The 14,971-nt window shown below is 60.9% G+C and carries 16 protein-coding genes and 1 tRNA gene; 5 read left to right on the top strand and 12 right to left on the bottom strand.

Annotated elements, in window-relative coordinates:
* Window positions 1–13 precede the first annotated feature (13 nt).
* Window positions 14–799, top strand: a complete 786-nt coding sequence (locus tag ACMGFM_RS12565) for a class I SAM-dependent methyltransferase (protein WP_436902981.1) — start codon at window positions 14–16, stop codon at window positions 797–799.
* Here the strand turns inward: ACMGFM_RS12565 and ACMGFM_RS12560 are convergent, their stop codons facing one another.
* Window positions 800–1,450 carry a DUF7095 family protein gene (locus ACMGFM_RS12560; RefSeq protein WP_436902980.1) on the bottom strand — a complete coding sequence of 217 codons (651 nt, stop codon included), beginning with the start codon at window positions 1,448–1,450 and terminating at the stop codon, window positions 800–802.
* 84 nt (window positions 1,451–1,534) lie between these two features.
* Between ACMGFM_RS12560 and ncsA the strand changes: the two genes are divergently transcribed.
* The gene (gene ncsA, locus ACMGFM_RS12555) at window positions 1,535–2,515 is read left to right on the top strand and encodes a tRNA 2-thiolation protein NcsA (protein ID WP_436902979.1); all 981 of its coding nucleotides are present in this window, start codon (window positions 1,535–1,537) and stop codon (window positions 2,513–2,515) included.
* A 140-nt stretch (window positions 2,516–2,655) separates the two neighbouring features.
* Here the strand turns inward: ncsA and ftsZ are convergent, their stop codons facing one another.
* The 3 genes from ftsZ to ACMGFM_RS12540 form a co-directional block, all read right to left on the bottom strand.
* Window positions 2,656–3,843: a cell division protein FtsZ gene (ftsZ, locus tag ACMGFM_RS12550; protein WP_436902978.1), complete on the bottom strand. Its 1,188-nt coding sequence runs from the start codon at window positions 3,841–3,843 to the stop codon at window positions 2,656–2,658.
* A 2-nt stretch (window positions 3,844–3,845) separates the two neighbouring features.
* Window positions 3,846–4,058 (bottom strand): transcriptional regulator CdrS, encoded by a 213-nt coding sequence (cdrS, locus tag ACMGFM_RS12545; RefSeq protein ID WP_436902977.1) that lies wholly within the window; start codon window positions 4,056–4,058, stop codon window positions 3,846–3,848.
* A 232-nt stretch (window positions 4,059–4,290) separates the two neighbouring features.
* Window positions 4,291–4,905 (bottom strand): double zinc ribbon domain-containing protein, encoded by a 615-nt coding sequence (locus ACMGFM_RS12540; RefSeq protein WP_436902976.1) that lies wholly within the window; start codon window positions 4,903–4,905, stop codon window positions 4,291–4,293.
* A 128-nt stretch (window positions 4,906–5,033) separates the two neighbouring features.
* On the opposite strand from ACMGFM_RS12540, the gene ACMGFM_RS12535 reads away from it, so the two are divergent.
* From ACMGFM_RS12535 to ACMGFM_RS12525, 3 genes are all read left to right on the top strand, one after another.
* Window positions 5,034–5,107 (top strand) — tRNA-Tyr (locus ACMGFM_RS12535).
* Between the two features lie 1,171 nt (window positions 5,108–6,278).
* On the top strand, window positions 6,279–7,043 hold the full coding sequence (locus ACMGFM_RS12530) for a nucleotide-binding protein (protein WP_436902975.1): 765 nt from the start codon (window positions 6,279–6,281) through the stop codon (window positions 7,041–7,043).
* On the top strand, window positions 7,040–7,582 hold the full coding sequence (locus tag ACMGFM_RS12525) for a DUF8054 family protein (RefSeq protein WP_436902974.1): 543 nt from the start codon (window positions 7,040–7,042) through the stop codon (window positions 7,580–7,582). Before ACMGFM_RS12530 ends, ACMGFM_RS12525 begins: the two co-directional genes overlap by 4 nt.
* 1 nt (window position 7,583) lies before the next feature.
* Here the strand turns inward: ACMGFM_RS12525 and ACMGFM_RS12520 are convergent, their stop codons facing one another.
* The 8 genes from ACMGFM_RS12520 to ACMGFM_RS12485 form a co-directional block, all read right to left on the bottom strand.
* On the bottom strand, window positions 7,584–7,814 hold the full coding sequence (locus tag ACMGFM_RS12520; protein WP_436902973.1) for an HTH domain-containing protein: 231 nt from the start codon (window positions 7,812–7,814) through the stop codon (window positions 7,584–7,586).
* A 66-nt stretch (window positions 7,815–7,880) separates the two neighbouring features.
* Window positions 7,881–8,429: a DUF7261 family protein gene (locus tag ACMGFM_RS12515; protein ID WP_436902972.1), complete on the bottom strand. Its 549-nt coding sequence runs from the start codon at window positions 8,427–8,429 to the stop codon at window positions 7,881–7,883.
* Window positions 8,417–8,827 carry a DUF7262 family protein gene (locus ACMGFM_RS12510; protein ID WP_436902971.1) on the bottom strand — a complete coding sequence of 137 codons (411 nt, stop codon included), beginning with the start codon at window positions 8,825–8,827 and terminating at the stop codon, window positions 8,417–8,419. Before ACMGFM_RS12510 ends, ACMGFM_RS12515 begins: the two co-directional genes overlap by 13 nt.
* On the bottom strand, window positions 8,820–9,491 hold the full coding sequence (locus ACMGFM_RS12505) for a DUF7263 family protein (protein WP_436902970.1): 672 nt from the start codon (window positions 9,489–9,491) through the stop codon (window positions 8,820–8,822). Before ACMGFM_RS12505 ends, ACMGFM_RS12510 begins: the two co-directional genes overlap by 8 nt.
* Window positions 9,488–9,931 carry a DUF7266 family protein gene (locus ACMGFM_RS12500; protein WP_436902969.1) on the bottom strand — a complete coding sequence of 148 codons (444 nt, stop codon included), beginning with the start codon at window positions 9,929–9,931 and terminating at the stop codon, window positions 9,488–9,490. Before ACMGFM_RS12500 ends, ACMGFM_RS12505 begins: the two co-directional genes overlap by 4 nt.
* Window positions 9,924–10,637 carry a DUF7289 family protein gene (locus tag ACMGFM_RS12495; protein WP_436902968.1) on the bottom strand — a complete coding sequence of 238 codons (714 nt, stop codon included), beginning with the start codon at window positions 10,635–10,637 and terminating at the stop codon, window positions 9,924–9,926. Before ACMGFM_RS12495 ends, ACMGFM_RS12500 begins: the two co-directional genes overlap by 8 nt.
* Window positions 10,637–12,532, bottom strand: a complete 1,896-nt coding sequence (locus tag ACMGFM_RS12490) for a type II secretion system F family protein (protein ID WP_436902967.1) — start codon at window positions 12,530–12,532, stop codon at window positions 10,637–10,639. Before ACMGFM_RS12490 ends, ACMGFM_RS12495 begins: the two co-directional genes overlap by 1 nt.
* Window positions 12,532–14,814 (bottom strand): type II/IV secretion system ATPase subunit, encoded by a 2,283-nt coding sequence (locus ACMGFM_RS12485; RefSeq protein WP_436902966.1) that lies wholly within the window; start codon window positions 14,812–14,814, stop codon window positions 12,532–12,534. The genes ACMGFM_RS12490 and ACMGFM_RS12485 overlap by 1 nt, the downstream gene beginning before the upstream one ends.
* Between the last annotated feature and the right edge of the window lie 157 nt (window positions 14,815–14,971).

Genomic DNA, 14,971 nt, shown 5'->3' with positions numbered 1-14,971 from the left:
GGCAAGGGAGGCTGTGCGCCGGTTCACTGCCGAATATCTGGAGACAACCCGGGCGGGAATGTGGGACGATTCTCGGGCAGCGCTGGCTAACCTCGCGCTGGACAGCCGCGAGCGCGTCCTCGATGTCGGCGCTGGAACCGGCGAACTCACGCAGGTTCTGCGGGCCGAAACGCCCGGCGAAGTACTCGCCGTCGACGCAGACCGAGAACTACTCGAACACGTCGACCCACCACGAACGCTCGGGGACGCGACGCGGCTTCCGTTCCGCTCGGGAGCGTTCGACCTGGTGGTCTGCCAGGCGTTGCTGGTGAACCTGCCCAACCCTGTTGGGGCACTCGAAGAGTTCGCTCGCGTCTCCAGCGACCGCGTGGCCGTCATCGAACCTGACAACAGCGCTGTCACTGTCGAGTCCTCTGTCGAGGGCGAAGCCGCGCTGGCCAAGCGCGCCCGTTCGCTGTACTTCGACGGCGTCGAGACTGACGTGAAGATGGGCGAGGCAAGTGACCTGTTCGCGGCCGCGGAACTGGACGTGCTTGGAGTCGAACGGTACGACCACCAGCGAATCACCAAGCCGCCGTACTCCGAGCAGGCACTCGAGTCCATCCGCCGGAAAGCCAGCGGTGCGGGAATCGAGACCAACCGCGAGACGATTCTCGCTGGGGAGACAACAGCAGACGAGTTCGACGACCTGCGGGCACAGTGGCGAGCGATTGGGCGCGAGGCAATCGAACAGCTTCAGGATGAATCGTACCAGCGGACGGAGACAATTCCCTTCTACGTGACTGTCGGCACCGTCTGATCAGAGCACGTCGCCACGGACCGACTGTCCTTCCTGTGTTTCGCGGGCCGCTGCGAGTGCCTCGGCAGCCTCGTTCGCAGTGTCAGAGTCGGCACCGAGCATCTCCAGTGCCTCGGGGAGGGTCGGAAAGACGAGTTCACCGGCGCGAAGTTTCTCGATGGCGTCTTCGGAGCGAGTCCCCTCTTTCCAGAGACAGACGCCGCGGGGATCGAGGATCTGTTCGTAGCTGTCCTGGGCGAGTGCCCCCTTGAGTCGCTGGCGAACGTTGTCCTCGAAACTCGCATTGCAGACCTCCAAGTGGACCGGTTCGTCTCCAAGCAAATGGGCAGCGAGACACTTCTCTGGCGCGGCGTGGCCCCCAGCAGTCGCGCGGAGGTGCTCGGGGAACTGGTCAGCCCACTCCGCGCGAACGGTCTTGCCGACGCTCTGAATGCCGTACTCCTCGACGAACGCTGCTTCTCGGTCGGCGTCGTCGTGCAGGAGGATATCCTTCGTCAGGTAGATATCGAGGCGCTCGACGGGGTCGAGGCCGAGTGCCACGTCGCCGTAGACCCACACCTCACGCACGGGGACCGCCATTGGCTCAGTCTCGACGGTTTCGAGGACTGCCTCGACACGGTCAATCGCCCGTTCTCGGTCCCACGACTCCATAGCGTCCGGTAGCAGGCCAGGAGACAAAACGATGGTGCACCAGAGTCGAAAGGGTCAACCGAGACAGTCGACTACGCAGAGCCAATGGAGTGTGACAAGTGTCCGGGCGAGGCAGTGATGCACGCCGCGTACTCCGGCCTGCACATGTGCGAGGAGCATTTCTGTGCCTCGGTCGAAAAACGGGTTCGGAGCCGTGTCCGCGAGGACAACCTGCTGCCCAACGACGCGACCGTCGAAGACCCAGAAACGTGGGTCATCGGCCTCTCTGGCGGCAAAGACAGTGTCGTGCTGACACAGATTCTCGACGAAACCTTCACCAAAGACCCCCGCGTCGAACTGATTGCGCTGTCGATTCACGAAGGTATCGAGGGGTACCGTGACAAGAGCATCGAGGCCTGCGAGGAACTGACCGAGACGCTTGACATTCGCCACGAAACTGTCTCCTACGCCGAGGAGTTCGGTATCGAGATGGACGATGTTGTCGAGGACGACCCACACAATATGGCGGCCTGTGCGTACTGCGGGGTCTTCCGACGAGACATTCTCTCCCAGTACGCGGAGGAGTTCGACGCTGACAAGCTTCTGACTGGTCATAATCTTGACGACGAAGCCGAGACGGCACTCATGAATTTCTTCGAGGGAGATATCAGAAAAATGTCACAACAGTTCGACTCGAGTATCGGCCCGTTCGATGGCGCTGATTCGAGTCAGACTCGCGACGAACCTGAGGAGTTTATCCCCCGCGCCAAGCCACTGCGAGACGTTCCCGAAAAGGAGGTTGCGCTGTACGCACACCTCCGTGACCTCCCCGCGCATATGACGGAGTGTCCCCACGCTGACGAAGCCTTCCGCGGCGAAGTGCAGGAACTGCTGTACGAACTCGAAGAGAATCACCCCGGAACGCGACACTCGATTATGGCTGGCTACGAGGAACTTGCCGGGCTTGCTTCGGCTGCGTATCGCGACGGCTCACCAGACATCGACGAGTGTGAGAACTGCGGCAGTCCAACGACCGGCGAATTCTGTCGGAAGTGTGACTTGCTGGAGACACTCGAAGCAGTCTGATCGGCGCTCGAACCCCGGAGTTGCGTGGGGACTACTACTGTCTCACACCAAGTCAGACAACGACTGTTCTGTCTCACACGTCACACTGGTCGGTGTGAAAGCAACGAGTGAAGATAAAAGGGAGTGCAGTCAGTGACTCGTTACTCAGTTCGGACGACGTCGAGTCCGTTCTGCTTTTCGACTTCTTCGTGGCCGCCGTCAGTCTCACCGAACTCCTGGTTTGATTGCTGGAAGTTGTTGGACGCGTCGAAGGCCTCGTCACTCTCGTCGACGCCCTGGATTGCCTGCCGGGATTTGTCGGCCTGTTTCTGCGTCGTCGGGCCGAGCACCTGTGCGCTCTTGACGCCGGTCATGATAGCCATGACCCGCACTTTTCCTTTGTAGGCTTCCTGAATCCGGGCGCCCCAGATGACGTTGGCGTTCGCCTCGAGTCGTTCGGTGATGTTCTGGGCGATCCCCTCTGCCTCCTGCAGCGTCAGGTCGGGTCCGCCAGTGATGTGGACCAGTCCGCCGCTCGCGCCGCGGTAGTCGACATCCAGAAGTGGATGGTTCATCGCGTCCTTGACCACCTCTTCGGTCTTGTTCTTGTCTTGTGTTTCTCCGACGAGCATCACCGCGACGCCGCCCTGGTTCATAATCGAAGTCATGTCTGCGTAGTCCAGGTTGATCAGCGACGGCTGGGTGATTGTCTCGGAGATTCCCTTGACCGTTTCGGCGATGATCTGGTCCATCACCGAGAAGGCTTTGCCGATTGGGAGGTTCGGGACGTAATCGAGCAGCCGATTGTTGTCGAGCACGATGATCGAGTCCGCTTCCTCGCGGAGTCGTTCGAGCCCTTCCTCGGCCTTGACCGTCCGGGCACGCTCGACGTTGAACGGCGTCGAGACCATCCCGACGACAATGGCACCCTGTTCTTTGGCGATCTTGGAGACGACCGGCGCCGCGCCGGTCCCGGTCCCGCCACCCATGCCCGCGGTGACAAACACCAGGTCCGCTTCGCCGAGTACCTCCTTGATCGTTCCCTGCGCCATCTCGGTTGCGCGCTCGCCCATCGATGGGTCGCCGCCAGCACCGAGACCGTTGGTCAGGGATTTGCCGACCAGAATCTTTGTGTCGGCTTCGATCATCTGCAGGTGCTGTTTGTCGGTGTTGATCGCGATAGTCTCTGCGCCGTTGACACCGATGTTGTACAGCCGATTGACCGTGTTGTTTCCGGCACCGCCCGCGCCGACGATGACGATCCGTGGATCGCCGAAGCCGTCGGCATCATCCATCTGTTTCTGCTCTTGTTCATCACGTTCGAGGGCTTCGTTGACGATATCCTGCATCGTTACACCTTAGCCCACGAGCGGTCTTTCTGCCGCTGGCTGTTTCGCCGTTTACGTTTTTCTGACGGTCGTTCTTTGCCGGTATCCTGCTCCGAGAGCATCTCTCGGACCGCCGAGCGAATTGCTTCGCTCCGGTTCGGATACTCACCGGTGTCGACCATTTGCTCTACCTCTTCGATCTGCTCTTTCGGAATCCGCAGTGTCACACGCTCCATTGTTGTTAGTTTCCCCTGTGGTAAGACGAGGACGGAGTTTACAGCCCGCCCGTGCGTTTTACACAGCGGAACCGCCAGAAGGCGGCGGGCCAGTCACATCGACCCACGCTGTGTAAGACGACCGTCTTACGCAGACATAACCAGAAACCAAAGGGTAATAAAAGTACCGGTCAGCGTAAGACACTGGAGCGTTTACCCGAGTAAACAGCCGCTACGCCGCGTTTACGGCATTTCATGATTGGTCGAGAACGTCCGCAGCGGGGGTTCGGCGGCCACAGCTGGGGCAGTGTGACCAGTCAGACCGGATCTCATCACCGCATTCACAGAAGACCCGGTGGGATGTTTTCTCACCACAGTTTGGGCAGTAAACGTGGGACGGCTCGACGTTTTCGCCACATTTCGTGCACGTCGTACTCTGTTGTACACGCGCGTTTTCACTGTCACCCGCGTCTGTCTTACTCCCTGTCGACTCGTGTGACACATCGTTGGACTCAGTGTGTGACGAGTCAGACTCCGCGTGTGCGTGTGCGTCAGGTTCGGCCGCTGTGGCCCCAGACTGGCCGTCCAGCGAGATGTTTACGTTCACGTCCTGTGGCTGTGCGGGCGTAAACGCGCCATCGAGTCGGTCAGCGATAATCGCGTCGACGCGCTCAGTGACCAGTTGGTCGAGCGAGTCGGCGTCAGGGTCAGACCCAGCGTCGTCGGGTTCCTCAGTGACGACAACATCGTCACCGTGGGTGTCGAGATACTCTCGGAGGGCCTGTCGCATGACCTCACTTTTCGAGGCGTCGAACTCTTCGAGCTGCGTGATGAGTTCGTCGTCCGCCCGAAAGGTGATCTTGCTCATCGAGTTATCTCAGGGTATTCATCCCACCCATTTCAATCTTCCCTGGATGTCTGACACTCGTCAGACTTGTGCTGCTGGCCTGAATGCATAATGGTTAAGTCGCCCAGCCATCCTACATTTTTATGCGCCCGCCCTTAGCTCAGACTGGTAGAGCAGTCGACTGTAGATCGACTTGCCCCCCGTTCAAATCGGGGAGGGCGGACTGCTTTTCCGCGAGCCAACTGGTGAGCGGAAAGCACGTCCAACCGAGCCGATTTGAGCAGACGAGTCACAGCCCGGAACGACGAACGAAGAGAGTCGCACGCCCGGACTGTCTCGGCAAGTTCAAATCGGGGAGGGCGGACTGCGAGATTCGAGCTGGGAGGGCGACCGCAGGGAGTCCTCCGACCGTGAGCGGCGAGCGCAGTGGGCCGTGAACACTTCTCCTGCGAACAGCGTGAGCAGTCAAAGCTCCACGCCGATACGGTAGCCACCTGTAGGCGACAGGGCATTCGTTCGAGGATCAAGAAGACAGCGTTCCCTTACTGAATCAGAGGCAGACCCTGTCATCAAGAGACGGACAATGTGAGCAGAAGATTTCGAGTTGGTATCGAGTCAGAGCGAAACACACGATTGGCTTGGCCAACCCAAGCCAGTTGACAAGGCTGCAAGCGGAGACGTGCGGGAGGGGTCCAATGCTGATTGGAGAACCCGCCAGAAGCCAGGGCCAGGGCTGTTGGTGGCGTCCCCAAGACATCACGCTCACAGGAGAATCGCCCCGGAGCTGTGCCGTCAGCAGAGCCGGTATAATCAGATTTCGTATAATTACTGCGTTCGTATATTTTTGCAGAATACCGCCACCGAGAGAAAAGTACGGAATCTGATAGTTCGACAGAGCGTGGAAGAGTCCAACAAGTCAGCCGGGACCCAGAATGGGACTGTAATGCGTTTGGACAACGAATCAATGTGACCTTGGCAAACTGGCCAGTAGGTAGCGACCAGACAGAATCAGAAGCAAAAACAGAAAACCGCAAGACAGCGCCGCCAAAAAATGACGTAAACTATCTCACCCCTTTTTATCGTCTCAGTTCCAGGGTAGTAATGTGGTCGTAATGGGTGTCTTCGACAGGGCAAAGCGTGTGTCAGGGCTTTCGAAACAGACAGATACCTCTCTCCCCTACGTCTGTCTCGCCTGTGAAACGGCGTTCGAGGTCCAGCATCACAGTTGCCCTGTCTGTGGGAGTTTCGATATCCGTTGCTCCAGATGGGTCCAGGAGTAACGGCACACCCGACCACCGTACCCGCACGGGTCGGCCACGGTCGCGGGTGCGAACTGCGTATTTTATCGGATAATCCGAGCGTTTATATGTGAATGAGCGTACACGTTCCCGTGTATGGTCGAGGTGTTCGCCGTTGCCAGCGGGAAGGGCGGAACTGGGAAGACGACGAGTACGCTGGCGCTTGGGATGGCGCTGGCCGAAGAGTACGACGTGACGGTGATCGACGCCGACACGGGGATGGCAAACCTCCTGTTTCACACCGGGCTGACAGACGAAGAGACGACTCTCCACGAGGTTCTCGGCGACGACCAACCGGTCGAAGAGAGTATTTACCAGCGGTTCGGGATGGACGTCATTCCCTGTGGAACCGCCCTCTCCGGCTTCCGGGAGGCTGACCCAGGGCGTCTCAGGGAAGTCGTCGCGACGGTGGCCGAGCAAACTGATGTGATTTTGCTCGACTCGGCGGCGACACTGAGCAGTCGGAGCGCGGTCCTGCCAATCGTGCTCGCAGACCGGGTTGTCGTTGTCGTTCAGCCCACGATTCCAGCAATTTCGGACGGTCTGAAGGTCCAAGAGTACGCAACGACCTACGGGACAGGTGTGGCCGGTGTGTTGTTTAACCGGGTCACAGCAGACGAAGACATCAGCCGAATCAGTGACAAGACAGAGCAGTACTTCGAGGGAGAAATTCTCGCGAGCGTGCCGGAAAGCGAAACGGTCCGTGAGGCCAGACGGGCGAGTAAACCGCTGTTAGCCCACGCTCCGGACTCGCCGGCGGCCGCAGCATACCGGGACGCTGGGGCAGCCCTCAACGTTCGAGACAGTCCCGAGGGAACGGTTGCCGACCGGTTCCGCAACGCTGTCGTCCCCGAGTCATGAACCTGCCACAGGGACACCTCCAGCGTCAGCGCGTGTTGGACGCCGTCGAGACAGTGTTAGCCGACGCACTCGAGCGCGAGCTGACGGGATACGCTCGGCTGGAACCACAGGAGACGCTGTTGTTGAGTGCGGACCGGGCGGGTGTACTCACCTTCGAGGACGGTGTGCCGGTGGCCGCCTACCACACCAGCCCTGACAGGGCGGGTGCGGACGCACTCACCGAGATTGCGAGTCACGGACCGTATCGGCTGGGGCTGTACGCACTGGATTCGAGCGGCCTCGACCGCCTCCACAGAGACGATTCAGTTCGGGTTCCCCCAGCGTTGCCAGCAGAGGTTCTCGGCGGCGACCAGCAACTGATCGAACGCACCACAGCAGCGGCACCAACCGAGCGTATCGATGACACAGAAACCGAACAGAGCGGGCTGGACGCTATCGAAGCGTTTCTCGAAGACGAGAGCAGAATCGACGGAATCAAAACTCGTGCGCAGTCGGAGGCAGAATCGCGTGCCGACGACTGGAACCTCCCGGTCGAGTAGCTCAGACGCGGACCGGAATCCACCAGACCCTGCTCCGGCCGCCGACTTTCTTGCTCGTCAGGTCCGTGTTCTCTTGCAGTCGGTGAAGTTTGTTCAGCGCCGTCCGACGTGAGCAACCCAGTCGGTCAGCAATCTCTGTTGCGGTGAGTGGTTCGGCGTAGTCCTCGCGGTCCTCGAAAACGGCGGTCACATCCTCGAGCTCGAACTCTGTGTCTCGCCCCTGTTTGCTCATGACTGTCACGAAACACTGGCTTTACTTATGTTTTCCCACATGAGTGCCGCCGGACCAGAGAGAAAATCACCCTGCCCGCACGCGAATCAGCGTCGTAAGAGTGCTGTCACCAGCCGGAGTAGTCACCGAGAGGTCGACCGCAACGGCGAGGACGTGTGTCCGCCCTGCGCGTTCCTGCACGACGACGCCGCGAATGGCTTCGCAGGACCCGAACTGACGGTTCGGTCCGCCGGGGCAACGCTCACTCGCCCACGACGCTGCGCGACTCTGGTTGTATCTGGTCTGGTGCACAATATTCTCGTCTAACCGTGACCGAGTCAACTGTCGCGTGGTTGGCTCGAGTCGGTCACGGACACGCTCGGCTGCCGCGTCACGCTGTCGCCAGCGATAGCTCGACTCGATCCCACCAGCGTGTTCCTGAACGGCGCGTTCGAGCAACTGCCGAGCCTCTCGCTGGCCATCGTCGTCGATGGTACTCGGTTGTCCGCCGTAACCCAACTGGAGATAGGCGGCGACAACTGGAACCAGCGCGACGACCAGCACCACGGCAGCAAGTAAGACTGCTTGCCCGCGTTCGTTAGCTTGGTTTGACCAAGTAGGTTTTACACGTACCATACCTGAAGTGTAATCGGTCCGTTCGTCGTCGGGAGGGTTGCTGTCCCAGTCTGGACGTTCGCCGGGAGCGGATGGCCGGCGCTGCCATATTCTGTGTCGAGTCGAAACAGTACGTTTTCGGGTAGAATTGCTTCGATGCGACGCTCCAGCGCGTCGGCCTCACGCTCGAACGCCGACGCCGAGGCGGTGACCTCTGAGAGACGAGTCCGGTCACCGTGGCGTGGCTGTTCCGACGCGAGAATTGTCGTGGTGTCCTCGGCGTAGGCGTCGAGTTGTGCCTGTGCAGCGGGGTCGTCGCCTCCCGGTGGGCCGAGGACGAACGTTACTGACAGCGCCAACAGGAGCAAGACACCAATCCCCGCTTCGATGGCTGTGACCGTGGCCTGTCCCCTACGCATCGACGGTCACCTCCAGTCTCGCCTTTCGGGTCTGGATGCGGTCGTGAGTGAGTGCAACAGCGCCCGCTGGAAGCGGTCCGAGAGCAACGAATCGAAGCTGGGTGGTCTCGTACGGTGACAGCGACAGCTCGAATGTTCCCTCGAGTCCGCTGCTATTCTGCAGGAGGACTCGGTCTCTAACCTGCAAACGCGAGACAGTTGTGTCCGCAGGCGGGTCAATCTCGACGGTGGGCCGAGTTGCACGCTGGGGGAGCGTGACTGTCCGGTTGCCAGTGAGGGCTGGCGTGAGTGTCGTCTCAGTCCGTCGTTCGACGAGAACCAGCCGCTCGATAGTTACCCCGCCGGAGGGGGTTCCGGACTCGACGATAGTGGTTGAGTCGAGTCTGATCCGGATATCGTGGTCGTCGGCCGCGCCGTAGTGAGTCGTCAGGTCGGCGCGGTCGAGCGTCGCGAGGGCCGCTGTGTCGAGTACGTTCGCTCGACGGGTCAGGTTCGCGCTCGGCGCAGTCAACTGCTCGGACAGCGAGACGGCCGCACGCTGCTCCAGCGCCGGACGCTCGGCATTCGACAGTGCCGAATCCGCCGCGCCAACGCCGAAGACGAGCACGCCAGTCAACAAGACCAGCGCAATCGCAACCGCGGGAAGTTCGGTCTGTGCTCTCATTCGTGAATCGTGACTGTGCGGTTCTCGGCGGGACCGCGAACCCGTACTGTGAGGTCAGTACCACTTCGCCAAGTCGCGTTGGTGACTGCCGTTCTTGGCGGCAGCGAGAGTGCGAGTTCACCGCCGATGCGTCGGTCAGGATGGTGCAGACGCAGGCTGTCGCCGGCCAGTTCAAGTTCGTACTGTTGATTCCGAATCGTCGGCGGGAGGTCGACAGTCCGGTTCGAGTCGACAGTCCCGTTTGCTTCGGGAACAGACTGTTCGATGGACTCACCAGCGGTCACGAGGACTCGGTCGCCAAGTTCTGCACCCGCAGTCGATCGGTACTCCGGAACGACGCCACCCAGCAGAATCGTCGTCATTCCGGCGATGTAGAGGACGACGATGCTGATCGTGAGCGTCTTCGAGATGACCGGCGTCATCGCACGCTCGTCAGCCATTGTGCACCTCCAGATTGAGGTCGTGAACGACAAGATAGCCCTGTCGGAGGCCGGGGTAGGCAGCGACAACGCTCGTGTGTTCATCACCCGCGAGCGACCGCGTCGTGACGCGTGCTCCCTGCGCGGTGAAGTGTCGGCGGAACGGAGCCGGGGTGGTCGTCTCAATTGCCACAGCAAAGTTTGCAGTGCCGAGGTCTCGGCGGTCGTGTGAAACATTCGTTCGGAAGGTTGTGGTGACGCCACCGTCGCCGCTAATCGAGAGTCGGTCCGTGCCGATAGCTGGCGCGCCGACTGCGAGCACAGCGTTGGGAGTGGAGTGAGCGACCGACGGCGGGTCGGCGAGGACCGCACTGCCGCCGCGGTCCCGGACGACCGCACCAGCAAGCGCAACGACACGCCCGCCATCGTGGTCGTAGACCACCGCGCCAACTTCGACGGTTTCGACGATAGTTCCGTTCGAGAGGATTCGCAGCGTTCGGTTCGTAGTTCGAATGGTCCCCTCACTGAACGTGATATCGTGGCTCGCCGTGCCGGTTTGTTCGGCACCGGCAAGCGCGCGGTCAAAGCCATCTGCGACGCGCTGTGCGTCGGCAGTGGCAGTCTGTGCGTCGACGAGTGTTCCGACGCCAGCAGTCAGTGTTCCAAGCGCGAGTACGGCGACACCGAGCATCAGCGCCACTCCGACGACGTGTGACTGTGCGCGCATCAGGCCACCCCCACTCCGGCAAACACCAGATAGGTGATCACGACCAGCGCCCCCGAGTGCAGCAATGCCTCGTACAGACCACGGCTGGCGACGCCAGCGAACCAGCCACAGGACAACACGGTCGCCTGGGCAATGAGGTAAAACCGGAACTGGTCACGGGCCGGGTCGACCGCCTGCGGGTCGAGTGTCATCTGGGCTGAGGAGCCAGCCACACCCGACAACTGTGAAAAGCTGTCGAGCACGGTCAGGTTGACTGCGACGATGATACCGACGACCAGCAGCGCAGTCGTCCACCCGACCGCCGAGTAGACCAGCATCCGCGAGCGGAGTGTCTTGCGCTCGTGATAGAGTCGGCCAATCTCAGTCTCCAGCGTCTCGAAGACATTCTCGGTATCACTGCCGGATTCGAGTGCGCCGACAACGAGTCCGACGGTCTGTGAGGACAGGGGCGTCCCAACTCGCTCGACGAAGCGGTCCAGCGCCGCTGCCCGGACGTCTTCGTCGTCGGTCCCCGTCGTCAAGTTGAGGTTGAACGCGAGTGCTTCGACATCTGGCTGGAGTGGCCCAAGATTGACATCACGGGCGACACGCTGGACAGCGTCAGGAAACGGTCGCCCCAGGCTGACGTGTCCAGAGACCGCGTGAACGAAATCCCGGATTTCTCGGTCTTTGGCGTCGTCGATGCGCGCGCGTCGCACCGAGACAAGTCCAACAGGGATGCTGTAGGCGGCGTACCCGAGCAGGAGCGTGTTCGCGGGACCGTAGCCAAGCGCGACCAACAGCACAGAAACGAGCACCGCGGGGACTGCACAGACAACCGCTGCGCTCGCGGGGTTGTCGGTCGCAGAACGAAAGATTGCCTGCGGAGTCGACGGCCGCTGGTAGTCCGGAGAAGCGCGGTCGGTCGGCCGGAGTGCACTCACCGCCCACGCACCGCCCAGTCCCGCGGTAAGGACGAAGACCAGACTCCCAGCAAAGGCTAGCGTCCGAATCGTGAACTGACCGACGGGCGTGGCAATTTCGTTACCGAGACCGGGAGAGAGGACACCAGCAATAGTCAGAATCAACACCGTCAGCGCAGGGAAAATCAGCACGACGACAAACAATTCCGAGATGAGTTCGAGATAGCCCGTGGCGCGCTGATGAGCCCGTTCCTGTTTATGTGAGAGGAGTCGCCCCTCCATCTGGAGATATCCTTCGAGGGAATCACTGCCCTGGGAGGCGTGTTCATTGAGTTTGAGTAAGAAGGGTGCAAGCCCATCTCTGGACGGCGTATCCCGCGCAACCAGTGACAGCCCCTCATCGAGACTGCCAGCGAGGGCGGCACGGTTGAGGGCGTCACGGAGTGACTCGGCGGTTGCGCCGTAGGCCTCTTGATTCGCGACGCGGCTCAGAAGCTCCCGAGTATCGGCAGTGCCCGAGGCGAGAACGCGCATGTACCGGACTGCACCGGGAAGCGTCCGCTCGATGTTCTCCCGGCGGGCCGCGGCGAGGCGGCCGAGATACCAGCCGCCGCCGCGTATCACCAGCCATCGGAGCACAACAGCAGTCGACAGTGCTGCTAAGACCGACAGTGAGGCCCGACCGACCGACGGCAACGGTAGTTCGTTGATTATAGGCAGGCCGCGGCCAAAGAAACCGAAGATGGTTGCGGATAGTGACGACGACAGCAGTGCTGTTGCACTAAAGATCACGAGACTGGCAGAGAGGCCGACGAGCCAGGCGATGCCGTACAGCCTGGCGATGAACACCTCGAAACTCGTCGACAGCCCAGTCGAGCGGTAGCGCTGTCGGTCCCGGTCGTGGGCGCTGCTGTCAGCGTGCCGGGAAAACAGCGCGTACAGTCCTCTGTCAACAGGGCCAAGCCGACCCGCGGAGCGGTGCTCGACAGACATCAGTCCACCTCCCGAGTCGACTGTCCAGTAGTGTAGTCTGTCGGTGAGCCGGCAGCCGGTTGTTCTGTGTCGGACTGGGACTGCTCACGGTCAGCGGCCTGCCGCCGGAGTCGCTCGACGGTCGCAGCTTCGTTGGTCTGCAGGTCTGCGAGTAACTCGAACAGTTCGTCGAACTCGTCGATTCCCTCCCGAACCAGATGTTCGACGTAGCGGTGTTTGCGACGGAACTCGGCCTCGACTTCGGACGGGTCGCTGTTGCTCAACTCGGCGATGCGAGCGATGGTCTGAATGCCGCAGTCGTGGTCGTCATCGCCGAAGTCAGGATGGTCGTAGGCGACGGTGAACTCGCCGTCGGGTGTCCTGCTGGCGATTCGGTTCCAGTAGACCGAGCCGCGCTCTTTCCTGATGACGCCACACTCCTCGCCGTCGAGTTCGCGGAACGTCGACTCGTCGACCAGTTCGACCACCTCACCAACGTAACGCTGGCCATCGACTTTCCGCGGGAAGACAACAAGGTCGACCTCACGGAGGAGATACGGTGGGAGCCCTTGCTCGACCGCACGGTTGACCAGCGACTCGATATCTGTCGCGTGTGTCGTCCCGAGGATGCCGTGCCCAGTATTAATCGACTCGGCAAATGTCTCGAAACTCGCGCTCGTGTTGATTTCGGCGATGACCTCGATATCCGGATTCAGGTAGTTGCACTCGGTCATCAGGTCGGCCATCGTGACACGCTTGTGGTCGCTCTGGTGGTCTCGGGTGGTCAGGGAGACACCAGTCTCGTGTGGCAACCGGACTTCCCGCGAGCCCTCGTCGATGCTGATCGGGCGGTCCTCGAAGGGGACAAAGGGCATGTGGGCGTTGAGCAGTGTTGTCTTTCCCACGCCAGTTGGGCCGGAAAAGAGGACGATTCTGTGGTGTTCGTAGCAAAGCCATAGCAGTGCGACCAGTTCCGTTGGAAGCGAACCACTCTCCACAAGATCGACTGGAGTGAGCGCGTCGGCAGCCTGTTTTCGGATCGAAATGTGGGGCCCATCCTCGCTAATTGTCGGGAGCGCGACCGCACAGCGAATTGTCTCCTCGATTCCGTCGGGACTGAGGTTGACTTTCGCGCTCGGCGTGGTCGCGTTCAGTTCCGTTCCGTCGGCAGCAGCAAGTTGGGTAACGACGTTGACGAAGGCCTGTTCGTCCTCGAAGACGAGATTCGTCGGGACGCGTTCGGCCGTGCGGTCCCGCGGGATAACCTTGATCCGCTCGCCGACGCGATTGGCCTCGATATCTTCGAGCCGTGGGTCACGAATTGGGATTGTGAGTTTGCCGTAGGCGGTGTAATCGCGGAGGACGTAGTAGACGAGGTCTGAGAGTCGGTGCTCGTCGTACTCGCTGTCGACCGGCGGGACAGTCAGTCCGTACTCGGCAAGCGCCGAGCGAACCTGATGTGTGAGCGCGTCGAGCCACGCTCGGGTATCACGGCGTTCGAGTCGCCGAGTCAAGAGGTCAGCCGCTCGGTCGTGGACGAAGGCGCGCTCGTCTTCGATGAGGCCGTCGACAGCCGTCTCCCAGATGCGCTCCTTGCACTCCGCGATGAGTTCCTCGTCGCCGGGAAGGAGGTCTGGTTCGCGGACAGCATACTTCTCGTCGAAGGCTTCGCCGCCGAGCAGGTTTGCACGGTAGCGAACAACCGGAATCTCGAAGTCGTGAAAGTCGACAGTGTAGCGTTCGAGTCGCTCGCTGGCGAAGCGCTCGATATACTCGGGGTCCGCAGGCAGTGTCGTCACCGCCGGGGCGTAGTCGGTGGTGTGGACAACCACTCCTGAATCGTCAGTGTCGGCAACCTCGATCCGGTCGTCGAGTGCGTACGGGGTTAATTCGCCGAGACAGGCTAACTCCGCGAGCGCGTGATAACCAAGCCGTCGGCGGGAGTCGGCCGACCCGGAGAGCAGTCGGTCGAGAACGCGCTCGTGTTTCTCGTCGAATCCATTGGCCATCACCTCAACCGCGCCCTCGCGGGTGAGCGGGCGCTGGAGGCGAGCGTCCGCGAAGTGCTCAATCACCCGGTCGAGTTGTGCGCTGTCTCGGTCGGTCAGCGCCGGTTCGCGGACCCCGTAGCTGAACTCTGTGCCGTCCCGAGAGATGGTGACGACAACACCTGGGTGAATCTCGCCCTGTTCCTGGACCGCCGGTGCGTACCACGCCTCCGGGTCATCCGGCGCGAGCGGCGGCGGCACTGTGACGCGCTCGTCGCTGGAGTCGCCCGGGAGGTCGACATCGCCGGAGCTCATCTTCGGCGGATTTGCTCTCCTGTTCGTATATAAATGTCACCAAAACATCTAATTTATAAATAAATTTAAAGTTGAAATTCACCTGGAGAGGGAGAACGCTGTGTCAGGGGGTCGACTCCCCAAACACCGCAACCGTCGCCAGCTATCGTGGCAAAGT

The sequence above is a fragment of the Halovenus halobia genome, from assembly GCF_051414135.1.
Lineage (GTDB): Archaea > Halobacteriota > Halobacteria > Halobacteriales > Haloarculaceae > Halovenus > Halovenus halobia.
This window is presented reverse-complemented; position numbering and strand designations above follow the sequence as displayed.